The sequence below is a fragment of the Acinetobacter sp. Li1LvA2 genome (assembly GCF_056156705.1).
On the sequence record NZ_JBSICF010000003.1, the window covers coordinates 226,968 to 250,145 of the forward strand.

The 23,178-nt window shown below is 38.2% G+C and carries 28 protein-coding genes and 1 tRNA gene; 13 read left to right on the forward strand and 16 right to left on the reverse strand.

The window, feature by feature from the left end; genetic code table 11:
* Positions 1–4: 4 nt before the first annotated feature.
* Genes ACS604_RS08380 through ACS604_RS08395 form a run of 4 tightly spaced genes read right to left on the reverse strand, consistent with a single transcriptional unit; the run spans position 5 to position 2,335 of the window.
* Entirely contained in the window at positions 5–310 is a 306-nt protein-coding gene (locus tag ACS604_RS08380; RefSeq protein ID WP_474771233.1) for an antibiotic biosynthesis monooxygenase family protein, read from the reverse strand.
* Between the two features lie 3 nt (positions 311–313).
* On the reverse strand, positions 314–706 hold the full coding sequence (locus ACS604_RS08385) for a DUF4870 family protein (RefSeq protein ID WP_005300857.1): 393 nt from the start codon (positions 704–706) through the stop codon (positions 314–316).
* Positions 707–742: 36 nt separating this feature from the next.
* The gene (locus tag ACS604_RS08390) at positions 743–1,372 is read right to left on the reverse strand and encodes a DUF1294 domain-containing protein (RefSeq protein ID WP_440203169.1); all 630 of its coding nucleotides are present in this window, start codon (positions 1,370–1,372) and stop codon (positions 743–745) included.
* 12 nt (positions 1,373–1,384) lie between these two features.
* Positions 1,385–2,335: a homoserine kinase gene (locus ACS604_RS08395; protein ID WP_174759150.1), complete on the reverse strand. Its 951-nt coding sequence runs from the start codon at positions 2,333–2,335 to the stop codon at positions 1,385–1,387.
* Between the two features lie 112 nt (positions 2,336–2,447).
* Between ACS604_RS08395 and hisF the strand changes: the two genes are divergently transcribed.
* Complete coding sequence (gene hisF, locus ACS604_RS08400) at positions 2,448–3,206, forward strand: imidazole glycerol phosphate synthase subunit HisF (RefSeq protein ID WP_004789907.1); 759 nt, start codon at positions 2,448–2,450, stop codon at positions 3,204–3,206.
* Between the two features lie 41 nt (positions 3,207–3,247).
* On the opposite strand, the gene ACS604_RS08405 is transcribed toward hisF, so the two are convergent.
* Positions 3,248–3,886: a hypothetical protein gene (locus ACS604_RS08405; protein WP_004789908.1), complete on the reverse strand. Its 639-nt coding sequence runs from the start codon at positions 3,884–3,886 to the stop codon at positions 3,248–3,250.
* A 108-nt stretch (positions 3,887–3,994) separates the two neighbouring features.
* Between ACS604_RS08405 and ACS604_RS08410 the strand changes: the two genes are divergently transcribed.
* Together ACS604_RS08410 and aqpZ are read left to right on the forward strand one after the other, a co-directional pair.
* Positions 3,995–4,999, forward strand: a complete 1,005-nt coding sequence (locus ACS604_RS08410) for an AraC family transcriptional regulator (RefSeq protein WP_474771236.1) — start codon at positions 3,995–3,997, stop codon at positions 4,997–4,999.
* A 132-nt stretch (positions 5,000–5,131) separates the two neighbouring features.
* Positions 5,132–5,821 (forward strand): aquaporin Z, encoded by a 690-nt coding sequence (gene aqpZ, locus ACS604_RS08415; RefSeq protein ID WP_004789911.1) that lies wholly within the window; start codon positions 5,132–5,134, stop codon positions 5,819–5,821.
* A gap of 221 nt (positions 5,822–6,042) precedes the next feature.
* On the opposite strand, the gene ACS604_RS08420 is transcribed toward aqpZ, so the two are convergent.
* The 3 genes from ACS604_RS08420 to ACS604_RS08430 all read right to left on the reverse strand — a co-directional run bounded on the left by ACS604_RS08420 (position 6,043) and on the right by ACS604_RS08430 (position 8,107).
* The gene (locus ACS604_RS08420; protein ID WP_174730484.1) at positions 6,043–6,285 is read right to left on the reverse strand and encodes a hypothetical protein; all 243 of its coding nucleotides are present in this window, start codon (positions 6,283–6,285) and stop codon (positions 6,043–6,045) included.
* A 45-nt stretch (positions 6,286–6,330) separates the two neighbouring features.
* Positions 6,331–6,930 carry a LysE family translocator gene (locus tag ACS604_RS08425; RefSeq protein ID WP_004789913.1) on the reverse strand — a complete coding sequence of 200 codons (600 nt, stop codon included), beginning with the start codon at positions 6,928–6,930 and terminating at the stop codon, positions 6,331–6,333.
* A gap of 97 nt (positions 6,931–7,027) precedes the next feature.
* Positions 7,028–8,107, reverse strand: a complete 1,080-nt coding sequence (locus tag ACS604_RS08430) for a DNA/RNA non-specific endonuclease (protein WP_440203166.1) — start codon at positions 8,105–8,107, stop codon at positions 7,028–7,030.
* Between the two features lie 255 nt (positions 8,108–8,362).
* On the opposite strand from ACS604_RS08430, the gene ACS604_RS08435 reads away from it, so the two are divergent.
* Positions 8,363–8,803, forward strand: coding sequence for a hypothetical protein (locus ACS604_RS08435; protein ID WP_004789916.1), 441 nt, complete (start codon positions 8,363–8,365; stop codon positions 8,801–8,803).
* Positions 8,804–8,859: 56 nt separating this feature from the next.
* Here the strand turns inward: ACS604_RS08435 and ACS604_RS08440 are convergent, their stop codons facing one another.
* Complete coding sequence (locus ACS604_RS08440; protein WP_004789917.1) at positions 8,860–10,737, reverse strand: potassium transporter Kup; 1,878 nt, start codon at positions 10,735–10,737, stop codon at positions 8,860–8,862.
* Between the two features lie 118 nt (positions 10,738–10,855).
* Between ACS604_RS08440 and ACS604_RS08445 the strand changes: the two genes are divergently transcribed.
* From ACS604_RS08445 to elbB, 3 genes are all read left to right on the forward strand, one after another.
* A tRNA-Ser gene (locus ACS604_RS08445) sits at positions 10,856–10,945 on the forward strand.
* Between the two features lie 136 nt (positions 10,946–11,081).
* Positions 11,082–11,894 (forward strand): helix-turn-helix transcriptional regulator, encoded by an 813-nt coding sequence (locus ACS604_RS08450; protein WP_474771239.1) that lies wholly within the window; start codon positions 11,082–11,084, stop codon positions 11,892–11,894.
* A gap of 88 nt (positions 11,895–11,982) precedes the next feature.
* Entirely contained in the window at positions 11,983–12,645 is a 663-nt protein-coding gene (elbB, locus tag ACS604_RS08455) for an isoprenoid biosynthesis glyoxalase ElbB (RefSeq protein ID WP_474771241.1), read from the forward strand.
* Positions 12,646–12,692: 47 nt separating this feature from the next.
* Here elbB and ACS604_RS08460 read toward each other — a convergent pair whose 3' ends face one another.
* Both ACS604_RS08460 and ACS604_RS08465 read right to left on the reverse strand, forming a co-directional pair.
* On the reverse strand, positions 12,693–13,034 hold the full coding sequence (locus ACS604_RS08460; protein WP_001017481.1) for a DHCW motif cupin fold protein: 342 nt from the start codon (positions 13,032–13,034) through the stop codon (positions 12,693–12,695).
* A gap of 159 nt (positions 13,035–13,193) precedes the next feature.
* On the reverse strand, positions 13,194–13,751 hold the full coding sequence (locus ACS604_RS08465) for an NAD(P)H-dependent oxidoreductase (protein WP_474771243.1): 558 nt from the start codon (positions 13,749–13,751) through the stop codon (positions 13,194–13,196).
* A 115-nt stretch (positions 13,752–13,866) separates the two neighbouring features.
* Between ACS604_RS08465 and ACS604_RS08470 the strand changes: the two genes are divergently transcribed.
* The 4 genes from ACS604_RS08470 (at position 13,867) to ACS604_RS08485 (ending at position 15,876) form a co-directional block, all read left to right on the forward strand.
* Positions 13,867–14,202, forward strand: a complete 336-nt coding sequence (locus tag ACS604_RS08470; RefSeq protein ID WP_474771245.1) for a winged helix-turn-helix transcriptional regulator — start codon at positions 13,867–13,869, stop codon at positions 14,200–14,202.
* Between the two features lie 27 nt (positions 14,203–14,229).
* Positions 14,230–14,448: a DUF6500 family protein gene (locus ACS604_RS08475; RefSeq protein WP_474771247.1), complete on the forward strand. Its 219-nt coding sequence runs from the start codon at positions 14,230–14,232 to the stop codon at positions 14,446–14,448.
* A gap of 324 nt (positions 14,449–14,772) precedes the next feature.
* Entirely contained in the window at positions 14,773–15,249 is a 477-nt protein-coding gene (locus ACS604_RS08480; RefSeq protein WP_474771249.1) for an ImmA/IrrE family metallo-endopeptidase, read from the forward strand.
* A gap of 57 nt (positions 15,250–15,306) precedes the next feature.
* Entirely contained in the window at positions 15,307–15,876 is a 570-nt protein-coding gene (locus tag ACS604_RS08485) for a hypothetical protein (RefSeq protein ID WP_474771250.1), read from the forward strand.
* A 185-nt stretch (positions 15,877–16,061) separates the two neighbouring features.
* Here ACS604_RS08485 and ACS604_RS08490 read toward each other — a convergent pair whose 3' ends face one another.
* Positions 16,062–16,610: a TetR/AcrR family transcriptional regulator gene (locus ACS604_RS08490; protein ID WP_474771252.1), complete on the reverse strand. Its 549-nt coding sequence runs from the start codon at positions 16,608–16,610 to the stop codon at positions 16,062–16,064.
* A gap of 762 nt (positions 16,611–17,372) precedes the next feature.
* Between ACS604_RS08490 and ACS604_RS08495 the strand changes: the two genes are divergently transcribed.
* Together ACS604_RS08495 and ACS604_RS08500 are read left to right on the forward strand one after the other, a co-directional pair.
* The gene (locus tag ACS604_RS08495) at positions 17,373–18,275 is read left to right on the forward strand and encodes a helix-turn-helix domain-containing protein (protein WP_353154387.1); all 903 of its coding nucleotides are present in this window, start codon (positions 17,373–17,375) and stop codon (positions 18,273–18,275) included.
* 112 nt (positions 18,276–18,387) lie between these two features.
* Positions 18,388–19,389 carry an aldo/keto reductase gene (locus ACS604_RS08500; protein ID WP_353154384.1) on the forward strand — a complete coding sequence of 334 codons (1,002 nt, stop codon included), beginning with the start codon at positions 18,388–18,390 and terminating at the stop codon, positions 19,387–19,389.
* Between the two features lie 46 nt (positions 19,390–19,435).
* Here ACS604_RS08500 and ACS604_RS08505 read toward each other — a convergent pair whose 3' ends face one another.
* The 4 genes from ACS604_RS08505 to ACS604_RS08520 form a co-directional block, all read right to left on the reverse strand.
* The gene (locus ACS604_RS08505; RefSeq protein ID WP_353154381.1) at positions 19,436–19,828 is read right to left on the reverse strand and encodes a hypothetical protein; all 393 of its coding nucleotides are present in this window, start codon (positions 19,826–19,828) and stop codon (positions 19,436–19,438) included.
* Positions 19,829–19,848: 20 nt separating this feature from the next.
* Positions 19,849–20,592, reverse strand: a complete 744-nt coding sequence (locus ACS604_RS08510; RefSeq protein ID WP_353154378.1) for a hypothetical protein — start codon at positions 20,590–20,592, stop codon at positions 19,849–19,851.
* Positions 20,593–20,773: 181 nt separating this feature from the next.
* On the reverse strand, positions 20,774–21,970 hold the full coding sequence (locus tag ACS604_RS08515) for an ATP-grasp domain-containing protein (protein ID WP_474771254.1): 1,197 nt from the start codon (positions 21,968–21,970) through the stop codon (positions 20,774–20,776).
* Complete coding sequence (locus ACS604_RS08520) at positions 21,967–23,178, reverse strand: ATP-grasp domain-containing protein (protein WP_474771256.1); 1,212 nt, start codon at positions 23,176–23,178, stop codon at positions 21,967–21,969. The genes ACS604_RS08515 and ACS604_RS08520 overlap by 4 nt, the downstream gene beginning before the upstream one ends.

The window sequence follows — 23,178 nt, forward strand, 5'->3', positions numbered from 1 at the left end:
TCTATTATTTTTTCTTCAATGAAATACAAGGCTGGTAGTACTCAACCGTTGGCATTAGATCATAAAAGGGATGAAGCAATGCCTTCCATTCCTGATAAGCATCAGACTTTCTAAACCCTTTTGTATGATTTTCAATCTCATCCCAAGAGATCATTAAAATATAATGATGTGGGTCTGTTGCATGTCTAATGAGTTGGACAGCATTGAAGCCCTCCATTGGATAAACAATATGTTTCGCCTGCTCAAAAGCCTCAAGAAATGCTTCACTTTGCCCAGACTTTATACTCAAATGCACATGTTCAATAATCATGATTTATTGATACATCGGACGGTTATCATTTAAAGCAATCAATCCACGAATTGCACGATATACAATCCAGATCCATGCAGCACCAATTACACCCACACAAAATACGGTCGATGAGATTGCAACACCTGCAAATAGGTCAGTATTTTCACCTGTAAAGAACAGGAAAATAAACGGCAGAAAAGCAATAATATTCCAAGCCAGATACCACCAGAATGTTCGGATTTGCCATGTAAAGTGGCTCGCAAAAATTGAACCTTGCACATCGGAACGTTTTACATAGTTAATAATTAAAGCAATAACCGCAAGTAAGCCGCCTGTAAAAATAGCGACAATATAAAGTACATATAAAATAAGCGTTAAAGTACGATTTGGATCTTGGTCGATAGAACTATTCATTTTTATACCTCTCAAGTTTAATAAAACGATTTACTTTTATGAGCCCCGCAACACATTTAAGGGAGAAATTAGCCACAAAATCAAAAGTAAATGAAGGAATATGGTACAAAAATAAATCTTACGAAAGGGTTGTTTTTGTGTTTTATGTCTCAGTTTTTGTTGTGCCCACCATGCAGCAGGCCAACCTCCTAAAAAGCTAACGATGTGTAATGTTTGCTCAGGCACACGGCGATTACCCAATTGTGCAGCTTCTTTGTCTTGTGAATAAAGCCAATAGCTCAGTACATTCATCATTAAAACAAACAATAAGGTATAGGCGGGTAAAATATGGATAAAGCTCATAATGCCCATTAAAACGAAATAAAACACGATCCCCATTTGCATTGCAGACCATGGACTGGCTTGAAAAGAAGATTGTGTTTTTACAGGCTTTGATGCTTTACGAGTTTGAGATGCTTTTAAATAAGTGACCTGCTGAGCACGAAAGCGACCTTGCTCATCGAGAATAATCAGATATTCTAGTGCACAGCCAATAATTGGCCGAGGACCGGGGCGTGCAAAATCTTTAATATGCAAAAAGACTCGCTCTTTTTCAGCATCATCCGGCTGAATAAAGCCGTAACCTTTTTCGTCGAACCATTCGACTAATCGCCCCTGATCTCGCATCTTTATTCCCTTTTATGCTTTTACATGACTTAAACGGTCTTGCATCATTGCTCGCATTTCCTGCGGGTCTTTTTGCAAAATGTCATCGCCGGTACGTCCTTCTTCTTTATTTTTTTGAGCAACTTGCAAACGCATTGACCAAAAACGGCATGCTGCCATTGCTAAGAATACATCTAAACATTCAAGTTCATCTGAAGTAAGTACACGAACTTTTTGGTATGCCGCTAAGTAAGCCGCCACTTTGTCTGAGTTTAAATGTGCTGCTGGATATTCAGTACAAAAATCATTGATGGTAATTGCAATATCAAACAGTAATTCATCTTGATTTAATTCGTAAAAATCTAAAATACCTTGTAATTGCTCACCTTCAAACAAAGTATTGTCACGGAACAAATCTGAGTGAATAAAACCTGTTGGTCGGTTTGAATACTGCGCTGTTTTAGCATTAAAAGCTTGATAGACCTGCTCAAGTAACGTTTGGTCTTCTTGAGTCATGCTTGGTTTAAGCTGTTCTGCAACACCTGTCCAGTACTGATGATCACGTCGATATTCACGCTCAAGCGGAAAATCTTGTAAAGCCACATGTAGCTTCGCCTGTGCGTCTGCAATTGCGGCAACTTGCGCTACTGTGGTTTGCATGGGATGGTGGCCCATGAGACGCGGTGCAATCTGTGCAGGCTTTTCTGCAATCACATGAACTGCTTGTCCGCTATGTTTTAACGGCACAGCAACAGGGACATCATGAGTTCCCAATTGTTCAAGAACAGGAATGAGTTCGCCTGCTCCTTGTGCATCTAATTCTTCAAACACGGTGAGTACATATTGTTTACGGTTTACATCAACCAAAAAATAATTGGTGTTTTGAATACCTCCCTGAATTGGGTTCAGCTCCAACACCTCTAATCCATAAGGTGCAGCAAAGGTGCGAACTTCATCTAAACTCAACGGGGTATAAACCGACATGGAAAACCTGCAAAAAACATCTGTGAAGTTTGATAGAATACCTCTTCCCTCCATGAAGGTGTAGCGCCTGTGTAGGAACTTTCACCAACGGCGATTATTTTTGGAAAAAGCTATGCTTGCTAAACGTATTATTCCTTGCCTAGACGTTGATAACGGACGCGTAGTTAAAGGCGTTCAATTCCTCGATATTCGTGATGCGGGCGACCCAGTTGAAGTGGCACGTCGCTATAACGAACAAGGTGCAGACGAAATTACCTTCTTAGACATTACCGCTACACATCATGGACGCGATACCACTTACCGTACTGTTGAACGTATGGCCGAGACTGTATTTGTGCCATTAACTGTGGGTGGTGGCGTACGTAAGGTTGAAGATATTCGTGCGTTATTAAATGCAGGCGCAGATAAAGTCAGTATTAACTCAGCTGCCGTATTTAACCCTGAATTTGTTCAAGAAGCTTCTCAGCACTTTGGCGCACAATGTATTGTGGTTGCGATTGATGCCAAAAAAACTGGCGATAACAAATGGGAAATCTTTACTCACGGTGGCCGTAAGCCAACGGGTATTGATGCGATTGAGTGGGCTGTACAAATGGCTGACTACGGTGCGGGCGAGTTACTCATTACCAGTATGGACGCCGACGGTACTAAAGCGGGTTATGACATTGCTTTAATGCGTGCCATTAATGATCGCGTAACCATTCCAACGATTGCTTCAGGCGGTGTAGGTAACTTACAACACCTTGCAGACGGTATTTTACAAGGTGGTGCCGATGCAGTGTTGGCAGCAAGTATTTTCCACTTTGGTCAATATACCATTCCAGAAGCTAAGCAATATTTGGCTGAACAAGGCATCGAAATGCGCTTGTAAGCTTATTTATATTTAAAGGGGCAATATGCCCCTTTATTTTTTTATGCAGCACCATCTACTGCATTCACCTCAGTAGTAAGTTCAGGCTTTTCTTTTTTCTCGACCCATTTTGCAGGGAAGATTTTCTCTACTGCTTGAGAAAGTGGTCTAGCAAACGCAGCAGGTAAACGCACACCCAAAGGATTTTGTTCTTTTAAATCTGCCGAAGACACCACACGTGTTCCCATTACATAATCAAACCAAGGTTTGGTTACACACCAATTGGCGTCTTGGTTAGAGTTCATGTGATGGTCGTAATGCCACGGAATTTTGCGCTTTGCCCATTCAGGCTCTAAATGTGCACGGCGATGAATATAATAATAATTACCAGCACTGTACCAAGCTGCAAGTGCCATACCTTTTGAAAATGGATAGAAAATAGCACTTGAAACGGTTGCTACGACTGCCAGTGAAATTAACTCATTTTTAGTTCGCCAGTTTCCAACGCCCTCAACATAACAATCATCATGAAATTGTTGTTTACGGACTTCACGATGGTGTGCCCAATGGGATTCCATGCTTTTTGGCACGGGGCTATAGCGCGGTTTTCCAGCACGGTGTACACCATGCAAAATATATTTATGCGCCACCCATTCAAATGCATTCGCAACCGCAATTCCTGCAATGAACCCTTTTAACATCGCCTAACTCCTTTTTCTTTTATTCAGAATATAAAATTCGCTATGCTAGGTATTGACCAGAATTTATGGTTTCATTGACAAATCACGACAAGAAAGAGGTGGTTAGGGATGCCACAACTAAAAAACTATACAGGTTCGGTCTATGGGGGACTCGGACATCTATTAAAAGCTTATTGTGAAGCCAATCAGTTAGCTATTCCTGAACAATTAGAACAAATTCAAAATCTGGAACGCTTTGACTATGTGGTGTGGCGCGATCTATTAGAAGTCATTTATAAACTAGACCCGAAGCCAGGATTAGGCCTAGAAATTGCCAAATATGTACAACCCAAACACTTAGGGATTATTGCCTACCTTGCTCTCTCTTGCGATAACTTAGGTGAAGCTTTAATTCGCTATCATGATTTTCATCGTCTGATTTATGACGGCAGCCCTTTAGTCGTCGAGCTACAAGGAAGATATGGTTCTATTCGCTGGGAAGCGACTGAGTTACACCCTACTCAGCTTACTGATGAAATCGCGATTGCACTGGTCATTCAGTTCTTACGTCTTTTTATGTCTCATGAAGATGTGCATTTACATGAAGTACATTTTTTAAATGCTGCCCCTAAAAATATCAGGGTTTATGAACAATACTTCCAATGTCCCGTTCGTTTTAGCCAGCCGCGTACAGAGTTACTCATTCCCATTACTGAAATTCATAAGCCGCTTAGCAGCGCCGACCACACCCTACAGCAGTTATTGGTTCAGCAAGCACAAGCACTTTTAGAACAATTACCAAATTCGACCCAACTTGATCAGCGTTTACAGCATTCAATTTTGACTGGACTGCAAAAAAATCAATATCAAATTGAATATATTGCTGCTCAATTAGGCCTGTCAGTTCGACAGCTCCAACGGCATTTACAACAACAAAACACCACCTTTCAGGAGCGCGTTCAGCAAGTGCGCTTTATGCTTGCAACCGAGTATTTAAAAGACCCACATTTGAGCCTACAAGAGATTGCCCTTTTGCTTTGTTACTCCGAACAAAGTGCTTTTCAAAGAGCATTTAAACATTGGACTAATCAAACACCACAGCAATGGAGAGATCATTTTTTAGACAAAAAATAACCAACCAAAACTTACAAATCTTTTCTTGATTAAAACAACACTGAAAACAAAAATTTCATATAGTCACATGCTTCAAATTTATGTGACGTAATTCACATTAATTAAAATAGATTAAATAAATGAGTAATCAGAATGAATAAATATTTTGCTGAATTTCTAGGTACGTTTTGGCTAGTCTTCGGTGGTTGTGGTAGCGCAGTTTTAGCCGCAGCTTTCCCTGAACTTGGTATTGGCTTTGCAGGTGTAGCTCTTGCCTTTGGTTTAACCGTACTGACAGGCGCCTATGCTCTAGGGCATATCTCAGGTGGACATTTTAATCCCGCGGTAAGTGTTGGCCTTTGGGTCGGCGGCCGCTTCGATGTTAAAGATTTAATTCCCTATATTGTTGCTCAAGTGGTCGGTGCGACTGCTGCTGCATTTGTTCTCTACATTATTGCTCAAGGCCAAGCGGGCTTTAACGGTGTTGGTGGTTTTGCTTCAAATGGTTTTGGTGATTTATCACCAAATAAATTTGGTTTAGGTTCTGCGTTTATTATTGAAGTGGTACTTACAGCGTTCTTCTTAATCATTATTTTAGGATCAACACATGGTCGTGCGCCTGCTGGCTTCGCTCCTATTGCGATTGGTTTGGGCTTAACACTCATTCACTTAATCAGTATTCCGGTGACGAACACTTCGGTGAACCCTGCACGTAGTACAGGCGTTGCGTTCTTTGCTGAAACTGCTGCTTTAAGTCAGTTGTGGTTGTTCTGGGTAGCACCGATTTTAGGGGCTGTGATTGGTGCAATTATTTATAAGGTAGTTGCTGGGGAGAAGGATTAATTCTTTATATATAGCCTTAATCTACTATCGCGGTGGGTGACATGGATGTCACCTGTTGAGCAGGGGTACACGGAAGTACCCTCTGTTCAACAAAAGACTTTTGCTTACTTTTGGTCTTTCAAAAGTAAGAAATGTCTATACAAACTCAATAAGACCTAACGTGGTATTAAAGACTGTATGGCAGAATGACTATGCTAAACATCACACATAGAATGCATAAATTATAAAAACGGATTATTAATTTCTTGCTCAGCTGGACGTTCAATTTTCTCAGGCAATTCTTCTTTTTCCAAAGCCACAACCACTTCATTTAAAAAGTTCTGTAAAGCCTTCGCTTGTTCTAACCCGACTTTGTCTTTGGTGATTTGCAAGTTGCCATAAATGCTAACGCAATCGACATCATTTTCTAATGTTAAATCTTCAATTGAAGAAGACTCTGTACCCTTTTCAAATGGTTTAAACATAGGTCTTGTCTCGTTGTTATATCTTCACAGTGTAATACGACCAATTTAAAAAAAATCAATCAAAATTAAAAGAGCCGATAAAATTAAGAATGCTCCCATCAATATATTAAAATATTTCAAACGGTTGCCCTGATTGAGCACCACTGAAAATTTATCACCACAGAACCCCCAAAAGAATAAGCACGCATAACAAGTGAAGAAATAAATAATAATAAAGATCGGCAAAGACTGCGGGTTCTCAATGCTTGTAAACATGGTAATGCCCGACACACAAGCTAACCATGCTTTGGGGTTGAGCCACTGTAGCAAAAAACCATCTTTAAAATTGGGAATAATAATATGCTCTACGGGAGCAGTTGAAATAGAAATATTGGCCGCAGAAAGAATAATTTTTATGCCGATGTAACAAACAAATAGTGTTCCACAAACTGCAAGGATTTTTAAAACAATAGGAAACTGAGTTAATAAACTCTGAAGACCAAATGCCATAAAAATTAAAAGCAAGGTAAAACCAATCGTGGCACCTGAAATATAGGGAAGCGATCTTTTTAAACCATGATTTAAACTGGTCGATAAAATGACAGTATTTACTGGGCCTGGGGTAATAGACATTGCAAATGAAAAAAGAAACATCGAAGCAAACATTGTTATTGTCCTTATTAAAATAGAATCCATAGACAGATCTGTCTATGGATTCTATTTTAAACATTTACGCTTTTGCAATAACAATCAAAAAAGCTACTTATTTCATTATTTGCAAGAAATAGTTCACCAATGCTTCAACCAGTTGCTTCACAATCGCTTGGCGTGTTTCTTCGTCAATCGTTGGAACTTTTGCTTCCATTGCTTCTGATGAACCACTTTTTTGTTTTTTAAACTGGTCTTGTAACGCTTTAATTTGATCAGCGTTTAAGTCCTGCTCACATTGACTCTCGCCATCCCAATGTAAATAGTCCAACTTCTGATTTAGCTTAACCGAGGCTGCCGTTAAAGGTAGACGATAGACATTACGCTTTTGTTGCTCAGTTAACTGCGGGAACAGGTTAACGCCTAAGCGTTCTTCAAGGTAACAAACACTCACCACTTTCACTTGTAGAGAGTTATTGTTTGGTGCGTAGTAAGCCCCAATAGCGCCAGTTTTTGGCATATAAACCGCTTTATAAACGGCGGTTGGAACAATTACACCCTTTCCAATCGTTTTAAGGCGTTTACCCTCAAAAACAGGGCCAGTAACCACATAAACATCTTGTTTTTGCTTAGTGGCAAGGGCGCGTGTGGCTTCTTCAAGTTTACGCCAAACTTCCTGATTATTTTTAGGGGCTTGCGGCACCATATTACTTAACGAGAAGCTATCAGATTGTGAGCTCTTATTTGGCATATCACCATTCGGTGCCATATGACCACGGTCATAGCCTGAACCACGATAATCACTTAATAATGCTCGATGCTTTTGATCAATACGGGTTTCTTCATGGAAGTTGTCTTCACGCTTAATTTTGACACTCAAACGTTCTGCATTTAAATGCTCAGCCGACCATAACGGCGTTTTAGAAATGCCTGAATACAAGACATTAAAGCCATTAAAACACAGCGGATAACTGTCTTTTTTTAAGCTATCTTTATTTAAAGCAGGGGGAACTTCTCGATAGAACTGATTAAGGCAAGTCGAGTTAGTACTTAAAGGTGAAAACCACTGCGAAATCTTTTCACTACCAAATGCAATCGCAAAACTTCCCGCAGCAATACAAGCAAGAATAATCTTGCCAAAATGCTCACTTAGAGAGAATGAGTTTGTACCTTTACTGCGTTTTTTACTTGCCATGTTTTTATCAATACCACTGTCCATACGCAGCTTAACAATCCTGCTTTTTTAAGTATATCTCTTATCTTTCAAATGGTTAAAACATGGTCATCTTTTTTGTAACTCAATTTCCCATTACGTAACAATCTGTTGGAATTATGAGATGCTTTGGCTATTGAATTACGCCAATTGCGTATCTTTCGTTGAAAAACACTGATTGCTTATGACATGGTTAGCTCCACAAATTTGGATAAAAATATAATCGGAGTCCACTTAATGATCCATTCAAAGATTATTGGTATTGGCGTAATCACGGGATTATGTAGTATGGCCGCTTTGGCTGAACCAGCAGTCCAGCCAGGAGATACTTTAGAAAGTTTGTCTAAAGTGAAAGTTACGACAACGGTAAATGGCCAACCTGGTTCTATTAGCGATTTAGTCAATAGCGGACAAGTACAACAAGTTTCTGCTGCACCGACAAATGCGGCGCCTACTGGTGCTCCTATTCCGGCAGATGTTCCACCTGCTCCTCCAGCAGGCGGTGAAATGGCTCCTCCGGCTGCACCAATGGATGCAGTACCACCTGCACCGAACCAAGCTCCTCCAGCGCAACAAGATCCGAACACTCCACCGCCTCCAGCAGATCCAACTCAGTCGGCAGACCCGATGGCAAAAGATGGTGGTTTGCCAGCAGATGCACCTATGCAAGCTCAGTAATCAGAGCCATAAAAAAACCAAGACAGATGTCTTGGTTTTTTTATTACATCAAATTTTTAGATTTCGATTTGACTACCTAACTCAACTACACGGTTGGTTGGAATCTGATAGAAATCACTCACCGGACTAGTGTTACGCTGCATAGAGATAAATAATTTTTCTCTCCATGGAGACATGCCATCACCCACCGAATGAACAATACGATCGCGCGAAATAAAGAAGCTGATGTGCATTAAGTCATATTCAAGACCGAGTTGTTCATAAGCTTGCATAAGTGCTTTTGGTACATTCATTTCATCTTTAAAACCGTAGAAAATTTTAATACGGAAGAAATGCTCAGCTAGGGTTTCTGTTGAAATACGTTCTTCTGGTGCAACAAATGGTACATCTTCAATAATGACTGTTACCAAGATATTGCGCTGATGCAGCACTTTATTATGCTTGATATTATGTAGCATGGCATGCGGCACAACGTTTGGCGTACCCGTCATAAAGACAGCATCACCTGGTACCCAGTGCACACTATTACCAATACTTTTCACAAACAAATCTAGCGATAACGTATCGTGTTCGAGCTTAGCAAAAGTAAGTTCACGACCACGTTTCCATGTCATTAAGATGGTCACTGCAATCGCACCAATTAATAATGGCACCCAACCGCCCGACAAGATTTTAAGTGAAGTTGCTGCGACTAAAACCGACTCTAAAATAAAGAATGGAATAATCAGGAGTAGCACTTTTGGCATGCTCCACTTCCAAGCCGAATAGATGAACACAGCAACCAAAATCGTGTCACACAGCATGGTTAAAGTTACAGCCAGACCGTACGCACTTGCCAAGTTTGAGCTGGTTTTGAAAATCAAAATTAAGATAATAATTGCGATTAAAAGCAACCAGTTTAAGAAAGGAACATAGATCTGACCTTCTTCAGACTCAGAGGTATGTTTAATACTTAAACGTGGTAAATAACCCAATTGGATCGCTTGGCGAGCAAGTGAAAACACCCCAGAAATTACGGCTTGAGAAGCAATCACGGTTGCCATGGTCGCCATAATAATCATTGGGTAAAGTGCCCACTGCGGAACCAATAAATAGAACGGGTTTTGAATCGCCGCTGGATCTCTTAATAGTAATGCACCCTGTCCTGCGTAGTTTAAAACCAAACACGGCAACACCACAAAGAACCATGCTAGACGAATTGGAACTGGTCCAAAATGTCCCATATCTGCATATAGTGCTTCACCACCAGTGACTGTTAAAACAACAGCACCCATAACAAAGAAGGTCATTACGGGATGGTGATAGATAAACTGAATTGCCCAATGTGGACTAAACATGCCCAACACCACAGGAGTCTGAATGACGCTGTGAAGACCTAATAATCCTAACGATAAGAACCACACCATCGTGATCGGGCCAAAAAACTTACCGACAAAGGCCGTACCATGTTTTTGTACCAAAAATAACGCGATGATAATGGTAATCGCAATTGGCATGATAAACGGGTCAAATACATTGGTTGCAATAGACAAACCTTCGACTGCCGACAGTACCGAAATCGCTGGGGTAATAATGCCGTCACCAAAAAATAGTGATGCACCAATAAAGCCAATCGCAATCATGTAGATTTTTTTGTTGTCGGCAATTTTGGCTTTACGCAAGTTCAATGCGAGTAAGGCCATGATTCCGCCTTCGCCATTGTTGTCTGCACGCATGACAATAGCGACATACTTGATGCTGATGATCAGCATTAAGCACCAAAAAATAATGGATAAAATTCCTAATACGTTTTCAGGCTGAATTCCCAACCCATGCGCTGCATGGAAGGACTCTTTTAAGGCGTAGAGTGGACTTGTTCCAATATCTCCAAAGACCACCCCAAGAGCTGCCAAAGCCGTGGCAGGCAAGGTTGCTTTTTTGGCCGTATTTTGCATTGTGTAATTAAACCAATATGATTTTTATCGCAATCTTATCACCTCTATTATTTTTTTTCTGTAATGCTCATCTTAAATCTTGGCAGAACTGGTTTTTTTAGTTACTATCGCACGCCTTGGTGAGGTGTCCGAGTGGCTTAAGGAGCACGCCTGGAAAGTGTGTATACGTTTGCGCGTATCGAGGGTTCGAATCCCTCTCTCACCGCCAGAATTCAAATTTAAAGAGGCTTAAACCTAATGGGTTTAGGCTTTTTTATTAGCCAAATATTAAAAAACCGCCTCGAAAAGACCGATAATTTTCTGATCTTATTTAAGCCATAGATTAAATCAAATATTTTAACTTAATGAAAAATCTCACTTCTTTATCAAAAAAAGCAATTAACTTAGATAACAATTTAACCTTACCTTTTTCAATTTATTCAGCCTATAAAGAACAAAAAATTAGAAATGTTCCGATTACGAAACCGTTACTCATCGCTATCTTAAGTGGCGTTAAAGAGTTAGGAAGAACTGAAAACATTGTATGTGAAGCAGGTTCTTTTATATTTTTATCAAATAGCGCCAGCATTGATATGCGCAACATTCCAAATCAAGAAGAATATTTTGCGCTCCTCATCGAATTCGATTTTGATGACTTTAAAGACCTCCTAAATCCGTCAGGAACTTCTAAAAAATTTGTACAAGGCCAACTCAACACCTTACTAGAAAATGCACTTTCTCAATTTATAGATTTTTCTCTCGTTGCCCCCTCTTCTGTTTTTAAATTTAGAAGAAGAGAACTTTTAGAACTTATTTATCATTCTGGTTATACAGACATCTCTAGTTTGAATATGACCACAAGTTTGAGTGAAAAAGTTCAGGCATTAATTTCTGATCATTTAGCTACAGAACTCACAGCTGAATTTATCGCATCCCAACTTTTTATGAGTTCATCGACTTTAAGAAGAAAGCTAAAAAGTGAGGGAAATGGTATACAAGATATTCGTAATAGAGTAAGGCTGGGGCAGGGATTACACTTAATTCAAACCACCAACACTAGTATTGGCAATATTGCATTTGAATGTGGCTATCAATCTCAATCAAGATTTACAGAACAGTTTAAAAATTTATTTGGTATTACTCCACGCGAGCTACGCAAAACCAAAATGCTTACTTAAGGCGAAATTATGGCAAATCTGCGTATAAAGAATTTTCACAATAAAACTTAATATCTTTTGCACATCAAAAAGGTACTTAAGAAAGCAGATGAAAAAAGTAGCAGTCATTTTATCGGGTTGTGGTTATTTGGATGGTTCTGAAATTAGAGAATCAGTTTTAACACTATTAGCTTTAGATACAGCCAATATTGAATATCAAATTTTTGCACCTGATGAGCCTTTGTTTCATGTCATCGACCATGTGAGTGGCGAAATAAACCTGACTGAGCGGAGAAATATTTTACAAGAAGCAGGACGAATTGCCCGAGGTGAAATTTCCTCACTCGATCAACTTAATGAAAATGAATTTGATGGCCTTCTTCTTCCGGGTGGATTCGGAGTCGCAAAAAATTTATCAACTTTTGCCTTTAAAGGAGCAGAAGCAAGAGTACATTCTACAGTTGCCTCAATTCTAAAAGCGTTTCATCAAAGTAAAAAACCAATCGGGGCAATATGCATCTCCCCTGCTCTATTGGTGCTTACATTTGGAGATTTACATCCAAATATCACTTTGGGCTCTGACGTTAACACTGCTAAAGAAATTGAAAAAACTGGTTCAATTCACCATATTTGTCAGACCTCAAGCTGCGTAGTCGATAAACAAAACTTATTTGTTACTACGCCTGCCTATATGGATGATCAAGCTAACTTAAAAGATGTCTTTTTAGGAATTACAAGTTTAGTTACTGCCATGGCAATTTTGGCAAATTAAATTTTTTTATGAGGGATAGAGATTTCTATCCCTCTATTTTATTGAATCTAATCAACGATAAGTAACTTCGCACCATTTAAGCTAAAAGACTGATGTGGCTCAGAGTTATCTCCCACTTGATAACTCATTCCCGAAGTTAAAGTAAATGTTCGGCCATCCTTCAATCTACTTTCTAGCTCGCCTTCTAGGCAAAATAATATGTGCCCTTTTTCACACCAATGGTCAGCCAAATAGTTTGCTGAGTACTCGACAAGTCTTACTCTAATTTTATTTGTTTCTTCACCAAAAAATTGAGTTTTCCAATAAGCTTTTCCTGTTTCACCACTATATTCAGTGACTTCAATTTCTTCCCAGTTTGTAATTTGAAATGGAAAAGGCGCGATATTCATAATTTTTCCAAAGACGTATTATTGTATTTTTCAACTTATAGACAAATTAATTTTTTGTAAACTGTTTATTCATAAATCATAAAGATACCTCAAGCTAAAACTATCTACTTATAAAAAAAGACCCAAACTCACTCGCTTAAGCCTTTCCTACCTTAAAACCTACTCAGACAACGCTAATAACTTCTGAACATACTGAACCGCATTATTTTCGATGTCTTGCTGAGTCGGAATAACGTCGTCTTCTGAAGGGTTGGTGTCTAAACCATAAAATGCATGGAGTGGTTGATAAACTGCTCCAACATAGAGAGCTGTTAGCTCAAATGGAACAAAAATCTTGTCTAAAGAAATTTGATATTCGCCACTTTCGGAATAAATTTTTTCTTCACCACCCGCAGACACAGCCAGCATAAACTTTTTATTTTTTAGCTTGTCACCTGTCGAACCATATGCCCAACCATACGTCAAAACCTCATCTAACCATTGTTTCAAAAGTGGCGGGCAGTTAAACCAATACACAGGGAATTGGAATACTAAATTTTCATGTTCTTCTACAAGCGCTTGTTCTTTAGCAACATCAATTACACCGTCTGGGTAGGCCTGATAAATTTGATGAACCGTAAATTGGTCTGGGTGTTTTTCTAGTTCCTCAATCCATCTTTTATTTACAACAGACTGGTCTATGTGAGGGTGTGTAACGATGACTAATGTCTTTTTCATTATGAAAACACTCTATCGAAAAGTAGATAAATCGATTATAGAAGTGTGCTTTCCTAAATATAAGTACGGTAATTTATGTTATATACTATACTAAAAGATAGTATGGATTTTAAAAATGGACGACTGCCTTCCGTCATATACTCCATTAGAAGATACGGGCTTTGGGTACACCCTTTCTTTGATTAATGGCAAATATAAAATGATTATTATGTATTGGCTGTATGGAAAAACCGTCATGCGTTTTAACGAGATGCAACGCTGCATTGGCAATATTTCGTTTAGAACGCTTAGCAATACGCTTAAAGAATTGGAAAAAGACGGACTGATTATTCGTAAGGAATATCCTCAAATTCCACCAAAGGTTGAGTATCGCCTTTCTGAAAGAGGACAGTCTTTAATTCCTTTGTTAGATATGATGTGTGATTGGGGCGAGCGTAATAAGTCGTCTTAGTTTTATAGACTTGAAGTGATAGTAAATATGAGAAATGAATTAAGAGAAATTTTTATTAAGGGATGCGATGAAAAAATTGAAAAGAAGGGAGACAATGTCGGTCTGTCTTTTTACGCTTTTTTTAAAAATAAGAACGATAACCCTGAGTTACTGATGGAAGCAGCGCATTGGTGGATTATGGAGCATAAGCTAGATCACTTTGAGAAGGCAATTAAGATTAAACAATTAGTTTTGGGTGAACAATAAAAGTTAGAGCTAGTTGAAAAAAGGCTTAAATTTAAGCTTTTTTATTATTTCAACCTTAGCTTTTCTTTCTTCCTAATCCCACTCTATTATTCAAAAGCTTTTGAATAATAAAGATAATATTTCAAAATAGAGATACAGAAATAGCTTTTAAAATATAAATAAATGTATTATTTTGTATTGAAATTAAGATTTCTTACCTTTGTGATAGCTTTAAAGATTGCTTTTTACTAATAAAGAACATATTAATAGTCATTGAACTAATTAATAAATTAATTACAATATCTGTCAATTTTATAGACAGCTTACTGATTGGAGTAAAACGCTATGTCTTACGCTGATACAGTCTTAAAAAACTTCTGGGATGGGTTCTTGCCTGTTGATGTTAATTCTATTGCAACAAAACTTGGTATTGAAGTCCGTTTCCTGAGCTGGGATGAATTAAGCTTGAGTGGGAAAGCATCGTTAGAGGAAGGCAAACGGATAATCTATGTCAATCCTTCTGACAGCCTAGTACGCCAACGTTTTACTTTATCTCACGAAATGGCACATCACATTCTTAACCATGTAACACCAGAGAACCCTTGTTTTCGCGATGAAAAACATACGTTTAATGGAGATTATGTTTCAATTCAAGAGCGCGACGCCAATAGATTAGGTGCAGAAATTTTGATGCCTGAATACGCGATTCAACATTCAATTGATAAAGAAAATATTCGTACAGTTGAAGGCCTTGCATCAAAATTTAATGTTTCTGAAAGAGCTATGTATTATCGTCTAAAAGGTTTAAATTTAGTTCGTTAATCTTTTTGATACTTTTTTAATCCCTTTTTTTAAGGGATTTTTTATGTTGGGATAAAAATGAATATACAAAATACTACACCCCCGAATTCTGATGCAGAAGATCAATTACCAAATATGGTAGCTACGGATGCTAATAATTATCTACAAAGCAAAGCTAAAGATGAAGAACTTTTACGAGGCTTTAAAAATAAATTATTTTGGGTAGGATTAGTAATAAGCTGTTGCTTTTTATCAATAGGTTTATGTAAATCATACAGTTTTATAAATACACAGCTAGAGTTAGCTAAATCTACTATAGAGATCCAACAAAAACAGTTAATAATAGATGAAAAAAAGATAGAGCTTTTAAAAGATAAAAATATTAAGCCAGAACAAATCAAAGATTTAAATCTTATACAGGATAGAGAAGAAAAGGCTTTAAATAGCAAGCTTCTATCTACTGGTGTTATTCTTACTTTAATTACTGTTATATTTGCAGTTGCGCTAACAATACTTTTAAATTTGATAAAACACGCTTTTAAATCTGAGGATGAAAGAGCCGATGATAAAACTGAATTGGCCACACCTTTAGGCAACTTAATTTTAGATTTTATTTCGGTTGTTAAAGACAGAATATCTAAAAATTAAAACATATTATCAAGACGAGCGTTATCCACACGCTATGGTCAATCGCATGTTATAATTCGCTAAGCGAATTATAACATGCGATTGACCATATTAAAAACTACATTAAAATCAATAACTTAAATAAAAAATTTATTGATTTACCATTCCTAAAATAAAAAGCCCAACTCCCGTCGGGCCTCTCCCCATCAAACCCGACTTAAAAAGTATTCAAGTAATGCATCCCTTTCATCAATGTTATTGGTCCCTAAAAGCTGAACCATCCCGCCATCAATCACAAATAAAAACATATGAGCATCTTCAACTGTAGCGGCAGGTTTTACAGTTAAAAGGAGTTTATGAATTTCTTTAATGAACCAGTTTCGATAGTCAATAACGAGTTTATATGCTGCTGGATAGATCTTTTCAATTTCAAAAATGGCTTTAAATGGCAACCGATAAAAGCCCTCTAAGTTTGCATGTAAAAGGTAAATTTTCTTGAGCTTATCGAATGCCATGAGTTCGCGGTACGAATGAATAATTGAAAATACCTCATGTTTTAAAGCATCTATTTGAAAAGTTAAGCTCATCTGAATGAGCCTTTCTTTGGAGTGAAAATAGTTATAAAAAGTAGCTTTGGGGATTTTGGCTTCCTCAATAATTCGATCTATCCCGATGTAAAACCCATTTTGATTAAATAAATCTTTTGCTGCGTGGAGCACGCGTAATGCTCTAAATGAAGCTTCTAAATTTGGCATTTTTATACCGTTTAAAATAATTTTTTGTTGTATATAAAAGAGATAGAAATGCCGTCACTCTTAAAATGAGCGCTAAAAACAGGCATGCAAAAGCCGCACAAAAATGGTGTGCTCGCCTATCTCGGGTTTTATTGTTGCTATGATTTTTTAGTCGTAATGACCTATGGTTTAAAACCTAGAGTCGGTTAAACCGTTTTAAAGACCAGTGCGATATAGACGTAAAGACTTTGGCGAAGGTTGCCAATGAGAGAGATGAAATAGTACGCATATGCGGACTCCTTGTGTGTAAAGGAGTTCTACCCAATCACTGTCAAATGATGGTGGTAGAACGAGAGAAGGTTGACAGACTGACACACAAGAATCAGCACGCACAAGGCGTCCCTCCCTCGCCCTACCGCTACGAAGGGGGACGAACGAGTTCGCCACCAAAAAGAGAACTTTTTGATGTCTTGTGTGTTATATCGATCTGTCAAAATCGACTGGCAATGTAGGCCAGCAGGCAAAGGATAATCCGCGCGTTTTTGAGTGTCAATGTGATATTGGCTATTCATTTATAAAGATTATTTTTATTTTTCATTGGTATAGTGATTTAACAATATATTTTCTTAAAGTTTAATTTGTCTGGTCATTTCATTGTTAATTTATCATTCATTTTCAAACCGCTTAAATGCACCGATTGATCGCGCTACAAATAAAAGCTACAGTAAATAAAGTTTGAATTTTATAACTTTAAATAAATTGATAATGTACGCAGGCAAAGACATGGAAACCATACATGATTTTTATCGCCGCTTTTCTTTAACAAGAGATAGCGATTACACGGTTCCGTCGACTTCGTTTGGACATTTTAACGTGTTCCAACGCGATGCCTGCTCGTTTCTCACGCCTTATAGCCGCCGCGATTATTATAAAATTTCACTGGTTTTAGGCACAGGTGAACTTCACTATGCCAACCGCTGGATACGAGTCGACCGCCCTGCTTTACTGTTTTCAAACCCAATGGTTCCCTATGCATGGGAAATTAATTCGCCTGAACAAGCAGGCTGGTTTTGCCTATTTACCGAAGAGTTTGTAAACCAAGAATCAAGACAAAGCTTTTTAAAAGACTCGCCGCTGTTTAAAGTCGACGGCGACCCGTTGTATTTTTTAAATGATCAACAAGTTGAAGAAATTTCATTTATTTTCAAAAAGATGATGAGTGAAATAAATTCAGACTACATTCATAAATACAACGTTTTAAGAAACTATTTGCACCTGATTGTGCATGAAGCCATGAAAATGCAACCGACCCAACAGTTTGAAAAACATAGCAATGCTGCGGTTCGGATTTGCCATTTATTCTTTGAGTTGTTAGAGCGTCAGTTCCCGATCGACTCGCCACATTTCCAGCTTAAACTCAAAACTGCGAATGACTATGCCTATGGTCTGTCGGTGCATGTGAACCATTTAAACCGAGCTGTAAAAGAAGCCACTGGTAAAACGACTTCTGAGCATATTAGCTCGCGCATTACGCAAGAAGCCAAAGCGCTACTACAACACACCAGTTGGAATATTTCGGAAATTGCCTATAGCTTAGGCTTTGAATATTCAGCGTATTTCACCAACTTCTTTAAGAAAAATACTGGCTTTTCGCCTAAAAAATTCCGCGAAGACTGTGTGGCCTAAAAACAGATTGTTTGAATTTTATAATTATTGGTTTGAATGTTATACGTCAGTTTGAGCCAAAGCATTTTATAGTTTTTCTACTCAAGTGATTTTGCAAAAAAGAGTGTGAAAAATGAAATATAGAACTTTAGGACAAACAGGCGAAAAAGTATCAGCACTTGGTTTAGGTTGTATGGGAATGAGCTTTGCCTATGGTGCCTCAGACGACACACAAAGCATTGCCACTCTAGAAAAGGCATTAGACCTCGGCATTAACTTTTGGGACACCGCCGACATGTACGGCAATGGCGCAAACGAAGTTTTGCTCTCAAAAGTTTTAGAAAAACACCGCGACAAAGTGTTCTTGGCGACCAAATTTGGCTTTCGTTATAAAGAAGACAACCTTAATCCACAAAACTCTTTAGAGTCTTATATCGACGGTTCTCCAGAGTGGATTAAAATTGCGGTCGAAAACAGTTTAAAACGCTTAAATACAGACGTGATTGATTTGTATTATGCACACCGGATTGACCCAAACATTCCAGTTGAAGACACCATTGGCGCAATGGCTGACTTGGTGCAACAAGGTAAAGTTCGTTATTTAGGACTCAGTGAAGCGTCAGCTGAAACTATTCGTAAAGCGCATGCGATTCACCCGATTGCAGCGGTTCAACATGAATATTCATTGCTTACTCGTGAACTGGAAGATACTCACTTTCAAACCATTCGCGAGTTAGGCATTAGCCTTGTGCCGTATTCACCGCTATCGCGTGGTTTAATCACCAATACGCTTGATGTGAGCAGCCTAGACGAAAGTGATTTCCGTCGCCAGTTACCGCGTTATCAAGGTGATAACTGGAAAAATAACCAAAGCTTGGCGCAAGCATTTAGCGACTTTGCTCAAAGCAAAAATGCGACAGCAGCTCAACTCGCGTTGGCTTGGATTTTGGCGCAAGGTGACGACATTATGCCAATTCCGGGTACGCGTAAAATCGAACGACTTGTTGAAAATGCAGGTGCTGTAGACCTTCATTTAACAGCAGCAGATTTGGCAGAAATTGAAGCGATTATTGCGAGATACCCAAACATGGGCGCACGCTATAACGCTCAGCAACTTGCTGCGGTGAATCACTAAAATATAAGCCATAAAAAAGTCCGACTCAGTGTCGGACTTTTTTAATTTAGTCTTTGCTATATGTGCCTTGCTGGCGCCCACCTTCCCAAATCGCATCTAAAGATTTGTCAGAAATCGTTAGGCTTTCAGGAAAAATACTTAAATCCTTTTTAAATTTAGCCTCTGGTTTTAAGCCAATACAGTCACCATTTTTCCACCATGTACCTTCGGCATATTGGTCTAAAGCACCCACAGCAAGCATCCATTTAAACTTGCCATCTGACTGAAGTAAAAGCTCTGAACCGACTTCCATCACGCCATTTAAATAATAGTGCCCACTCCACGCCTCATCGGCTTTTTGGAATTTCACTTCTTTGCATGTACTGGTTGGCTCGGCGTAAATTTGAGATGAAATGGCAATCGTAGAAACGAGTAGCAATCGTGCAAATTTATTCATCATTCAATTCCCTATTTTTAGGTTTATTTCCCAGACTCAACTTTTAAATATGTACCATCTGCATAAACATTATGTCCAAAGCCACAGCCCGAGTTACCCTCGTTTTGTTTGGCTTGAATATAATTTCCTAATTTCGCGTTGGTTTTAAAGTCGAGTTTAATGCGACAGTCTTGATCTTTATAGACAATTTGCTTTTTACCACTCGGCATTTTGGTGTCAAATTCACCCATGTTTGGGCCGTAAATTAAGCTTCTAAGTCCCATATATAAACCAGCATAGCTGATTGCGTATTGGCCCTTCTCACGACTTACCGTGATGTGATCCCACTCACCAAAACCTGAGTAACGCACATACTCACCTGACAAATCATTTGAGGCTTTAGGTGCAGGTAACTGCTGAAGGTTAAACTGGCTCGATTTTGATTTTTCATCGAGCATAAACCATGCTCTCGCCCAAAGTGGCTGGCCCAATTTTGCGTAGGCTAAGCCCACATTATTGTTGGCAACTTCAATATCTCGGTCGGTAAATTTAACTGTGGTTTCATCTGCATTGGCTTTACAAAAAGCAGTCCAAGAGGCTTGGTTCTGAAAGTTTTCGAGCGCTTTTTTATATTGTTTTTGGTCGTAGTTTTTCTTACCTAAGCTCGCGTATTGCTTCACTTTATTACAGCCTTGTTGTAATTCTTGTTCAAAAGAAAATTCTGCATGCGTGACCGACAAAGCTGAAAGTGTGAGAACTGCGCAACCTGAAATAATAGATTTAATCATTTTTAAAATTCTTTAATAATTAACTAATTATATAATATGAGTAAGTTTTATAAATCACAATTCTCAGAAACAAAAGTCTATTAGAATGGTGGTTATGTAGGTACGTTCATTACACCATTTAAAAAGGCCTGAACATTTTAAGTCCAAGCCTTTTGATTTTTAGAATTTAGCCAAATCTCAACTAAGAAGATTCACTCAGACTCAAATTAGAATGATGATTTTGAGAAATTGCGCTTTGTAAAATTTTCATACTATTTTTAATCGCATTTTCGACCTGTATTTGGCTATCTCCCATAAAGTGAATTTTTGCAGGGATATTTTCATAACTAAAATTGTTATGGTCACCACTTTCCTGAATCAATTGATAGGTAATGGTTTCATTTTCTAACTCTTTAATCCCATTAAATAAAAAACCGGAACTATAAGGATTAGGCATCATCAGAAAACCTGTTATTTTCGTGTTCACTGGCTCTTGTGGAATTTTCATGGCTGCCTTAATCCACATTTCATATAAGTCGACTGACTCATTGCGTAATGTGATGAATGGAATTTCTCCACCGCCTACTCGTCCACCAACTTCTAAAAAGACCAACTCGCCCTTAGATTCAATAAATTCAAGATGAATCGCCTGATCTTTTAATTTTAAGAATTTACATACGTCTAAAGTAAATTTTTCTACTTTATTAATAAATTCAAAATTATCAATCGTTACAGAGCCTAATGGCGCACCATTTCTGAAGTCCAAACAGGTATTAATATATTTTGAGACTTTAAAGTAAGGCATTTTATTGTCTGAAATAATCGCATCGACATGATAGATATCCCCTTCAACAAATTCTTCTACTTCATAGCCCGAATATGAAGATAAACGAGGAATATCAGCCAACTCACTAATTTTAATTACCCCTTCAGAAGCCGCGCCTACCTGAGGTTTTAAAATAATCGCTGAGCCAATTTCCAGCAAAAACTTTTCAATATCTTGGTATGAAGACACTTCCGAATATTTTGGATAACGCACAGTTGAGTGAGCTAAAGCATCTTTCATTTTCTTCTTGTTACGGCACAACAAATTGTCTTCGACAGTTGCACCCACAATATTCAATTCAGTTCGAATGCGAGCAGCAGCGTCGAGGTCATATTCTGAGATGGCAATAACGTAATCTATAGGTTTTTTCTTATAGATTTTTTTAGCCTGATCGAGAACCTCTTCTTCATTTAACTGCTCTAACCCAGCTATGCAGTAACAATTTGAAGAAGTGATATAACGCATCGTTTCTGTTAAGGAAATATAAGACACATACACGGCATCGTGATCTATATATTTATTATAATCAGACAATTCATCGTCATATCTATTGATGATTAATACATGTTTCATATGACTTTCACCTGCTCATGTATATGTTTGACTAAACTACGAATCTTATCTTCGCTTTCGGAACGGAAAATGAAGTAGCCTAATCGTGAGGTCCAATCATGGTTGCACTCCAGTTCATCGTTTGTTTCATAGTAGAAGTGATGATGTACACATTCAGGTGCTTCTAACAGTTGATCTAAACCCCTAAAACCTTTGAACAGACGGTGATTACCTTGGGGAATAAAGGCAATTGCAGAAACCAGATTTTTTTCTATTGAAGGTGAATATGGTAGGTCTAAGTATTCGCTCAGTACCGCTTGAGCAAGGTCAAAATTAGTTGCCAGTTTAATTAACTCGACAATATTGTCGCCCGGTAAACGTGCCGCTAACTCAATTGCGACTGCTTTTCCTTGAGGTGTAACTCGCAGTTCTAAGTGAAAAGGCCCTATATTTAACGCTAAGGTTCTAATGACTTTTTCGGCATAGTCAAAAACATGTGCAGAAAATTGGCTATTATATTGATTACCCACAATATGACCAATTTCGACAAAGTAAGGTTCTGGCCCTAATAGTTTTTCTGTTAGCGAAGCAAAGGTTATTTTTCCATCTGTATGGATAATTCCTTCAACACTGTATTCTTTACCTACGATGTATTCTTCAACAATTAAATCACCACTGGCATAGAAACCAATATCGTTGGGCTTAGCTTTCCAGATCGCTTCAACTGTTGTTAAAAGTTCCTCAAAATCTGCAACTTTTTTAACAGACATACTGCCCGCCATATCAACTGGCTTTACTACAGCAGGAAACTTAAAACCTAGAGGTAAGTCAATTTCTTTCCCCTGTGAAATCAAGGCATATTTAATATCGCTTAAACCCGACTTGGTTAGCTTGTCACGAAATTTAAATTTATTTCGAACTGTTTGAGCTGCCATATATTCAAGAGAGTTTTTGGCAAATGAGTTACCGAGTTGGGCAGCCATAGGTACTGCATATTCAACACCGGGTAATATGGCTTTTATGGTCTTTAACTCAACAATTTTAGAGAGTTGACTATGAAAATCACTGGTATCTATTTTTATTATTTCTTTTGCTTTTTGGCGCATTGATCCATCAATGCTGCACTCTCCTTCATCAGTAGAAAAAACATATAAATCTATCCCTAATTCTTGAGCGGCATTTAAATAAGTGACGCCTGAAGAAATAGGTTCTATAACTACTACTGTCAT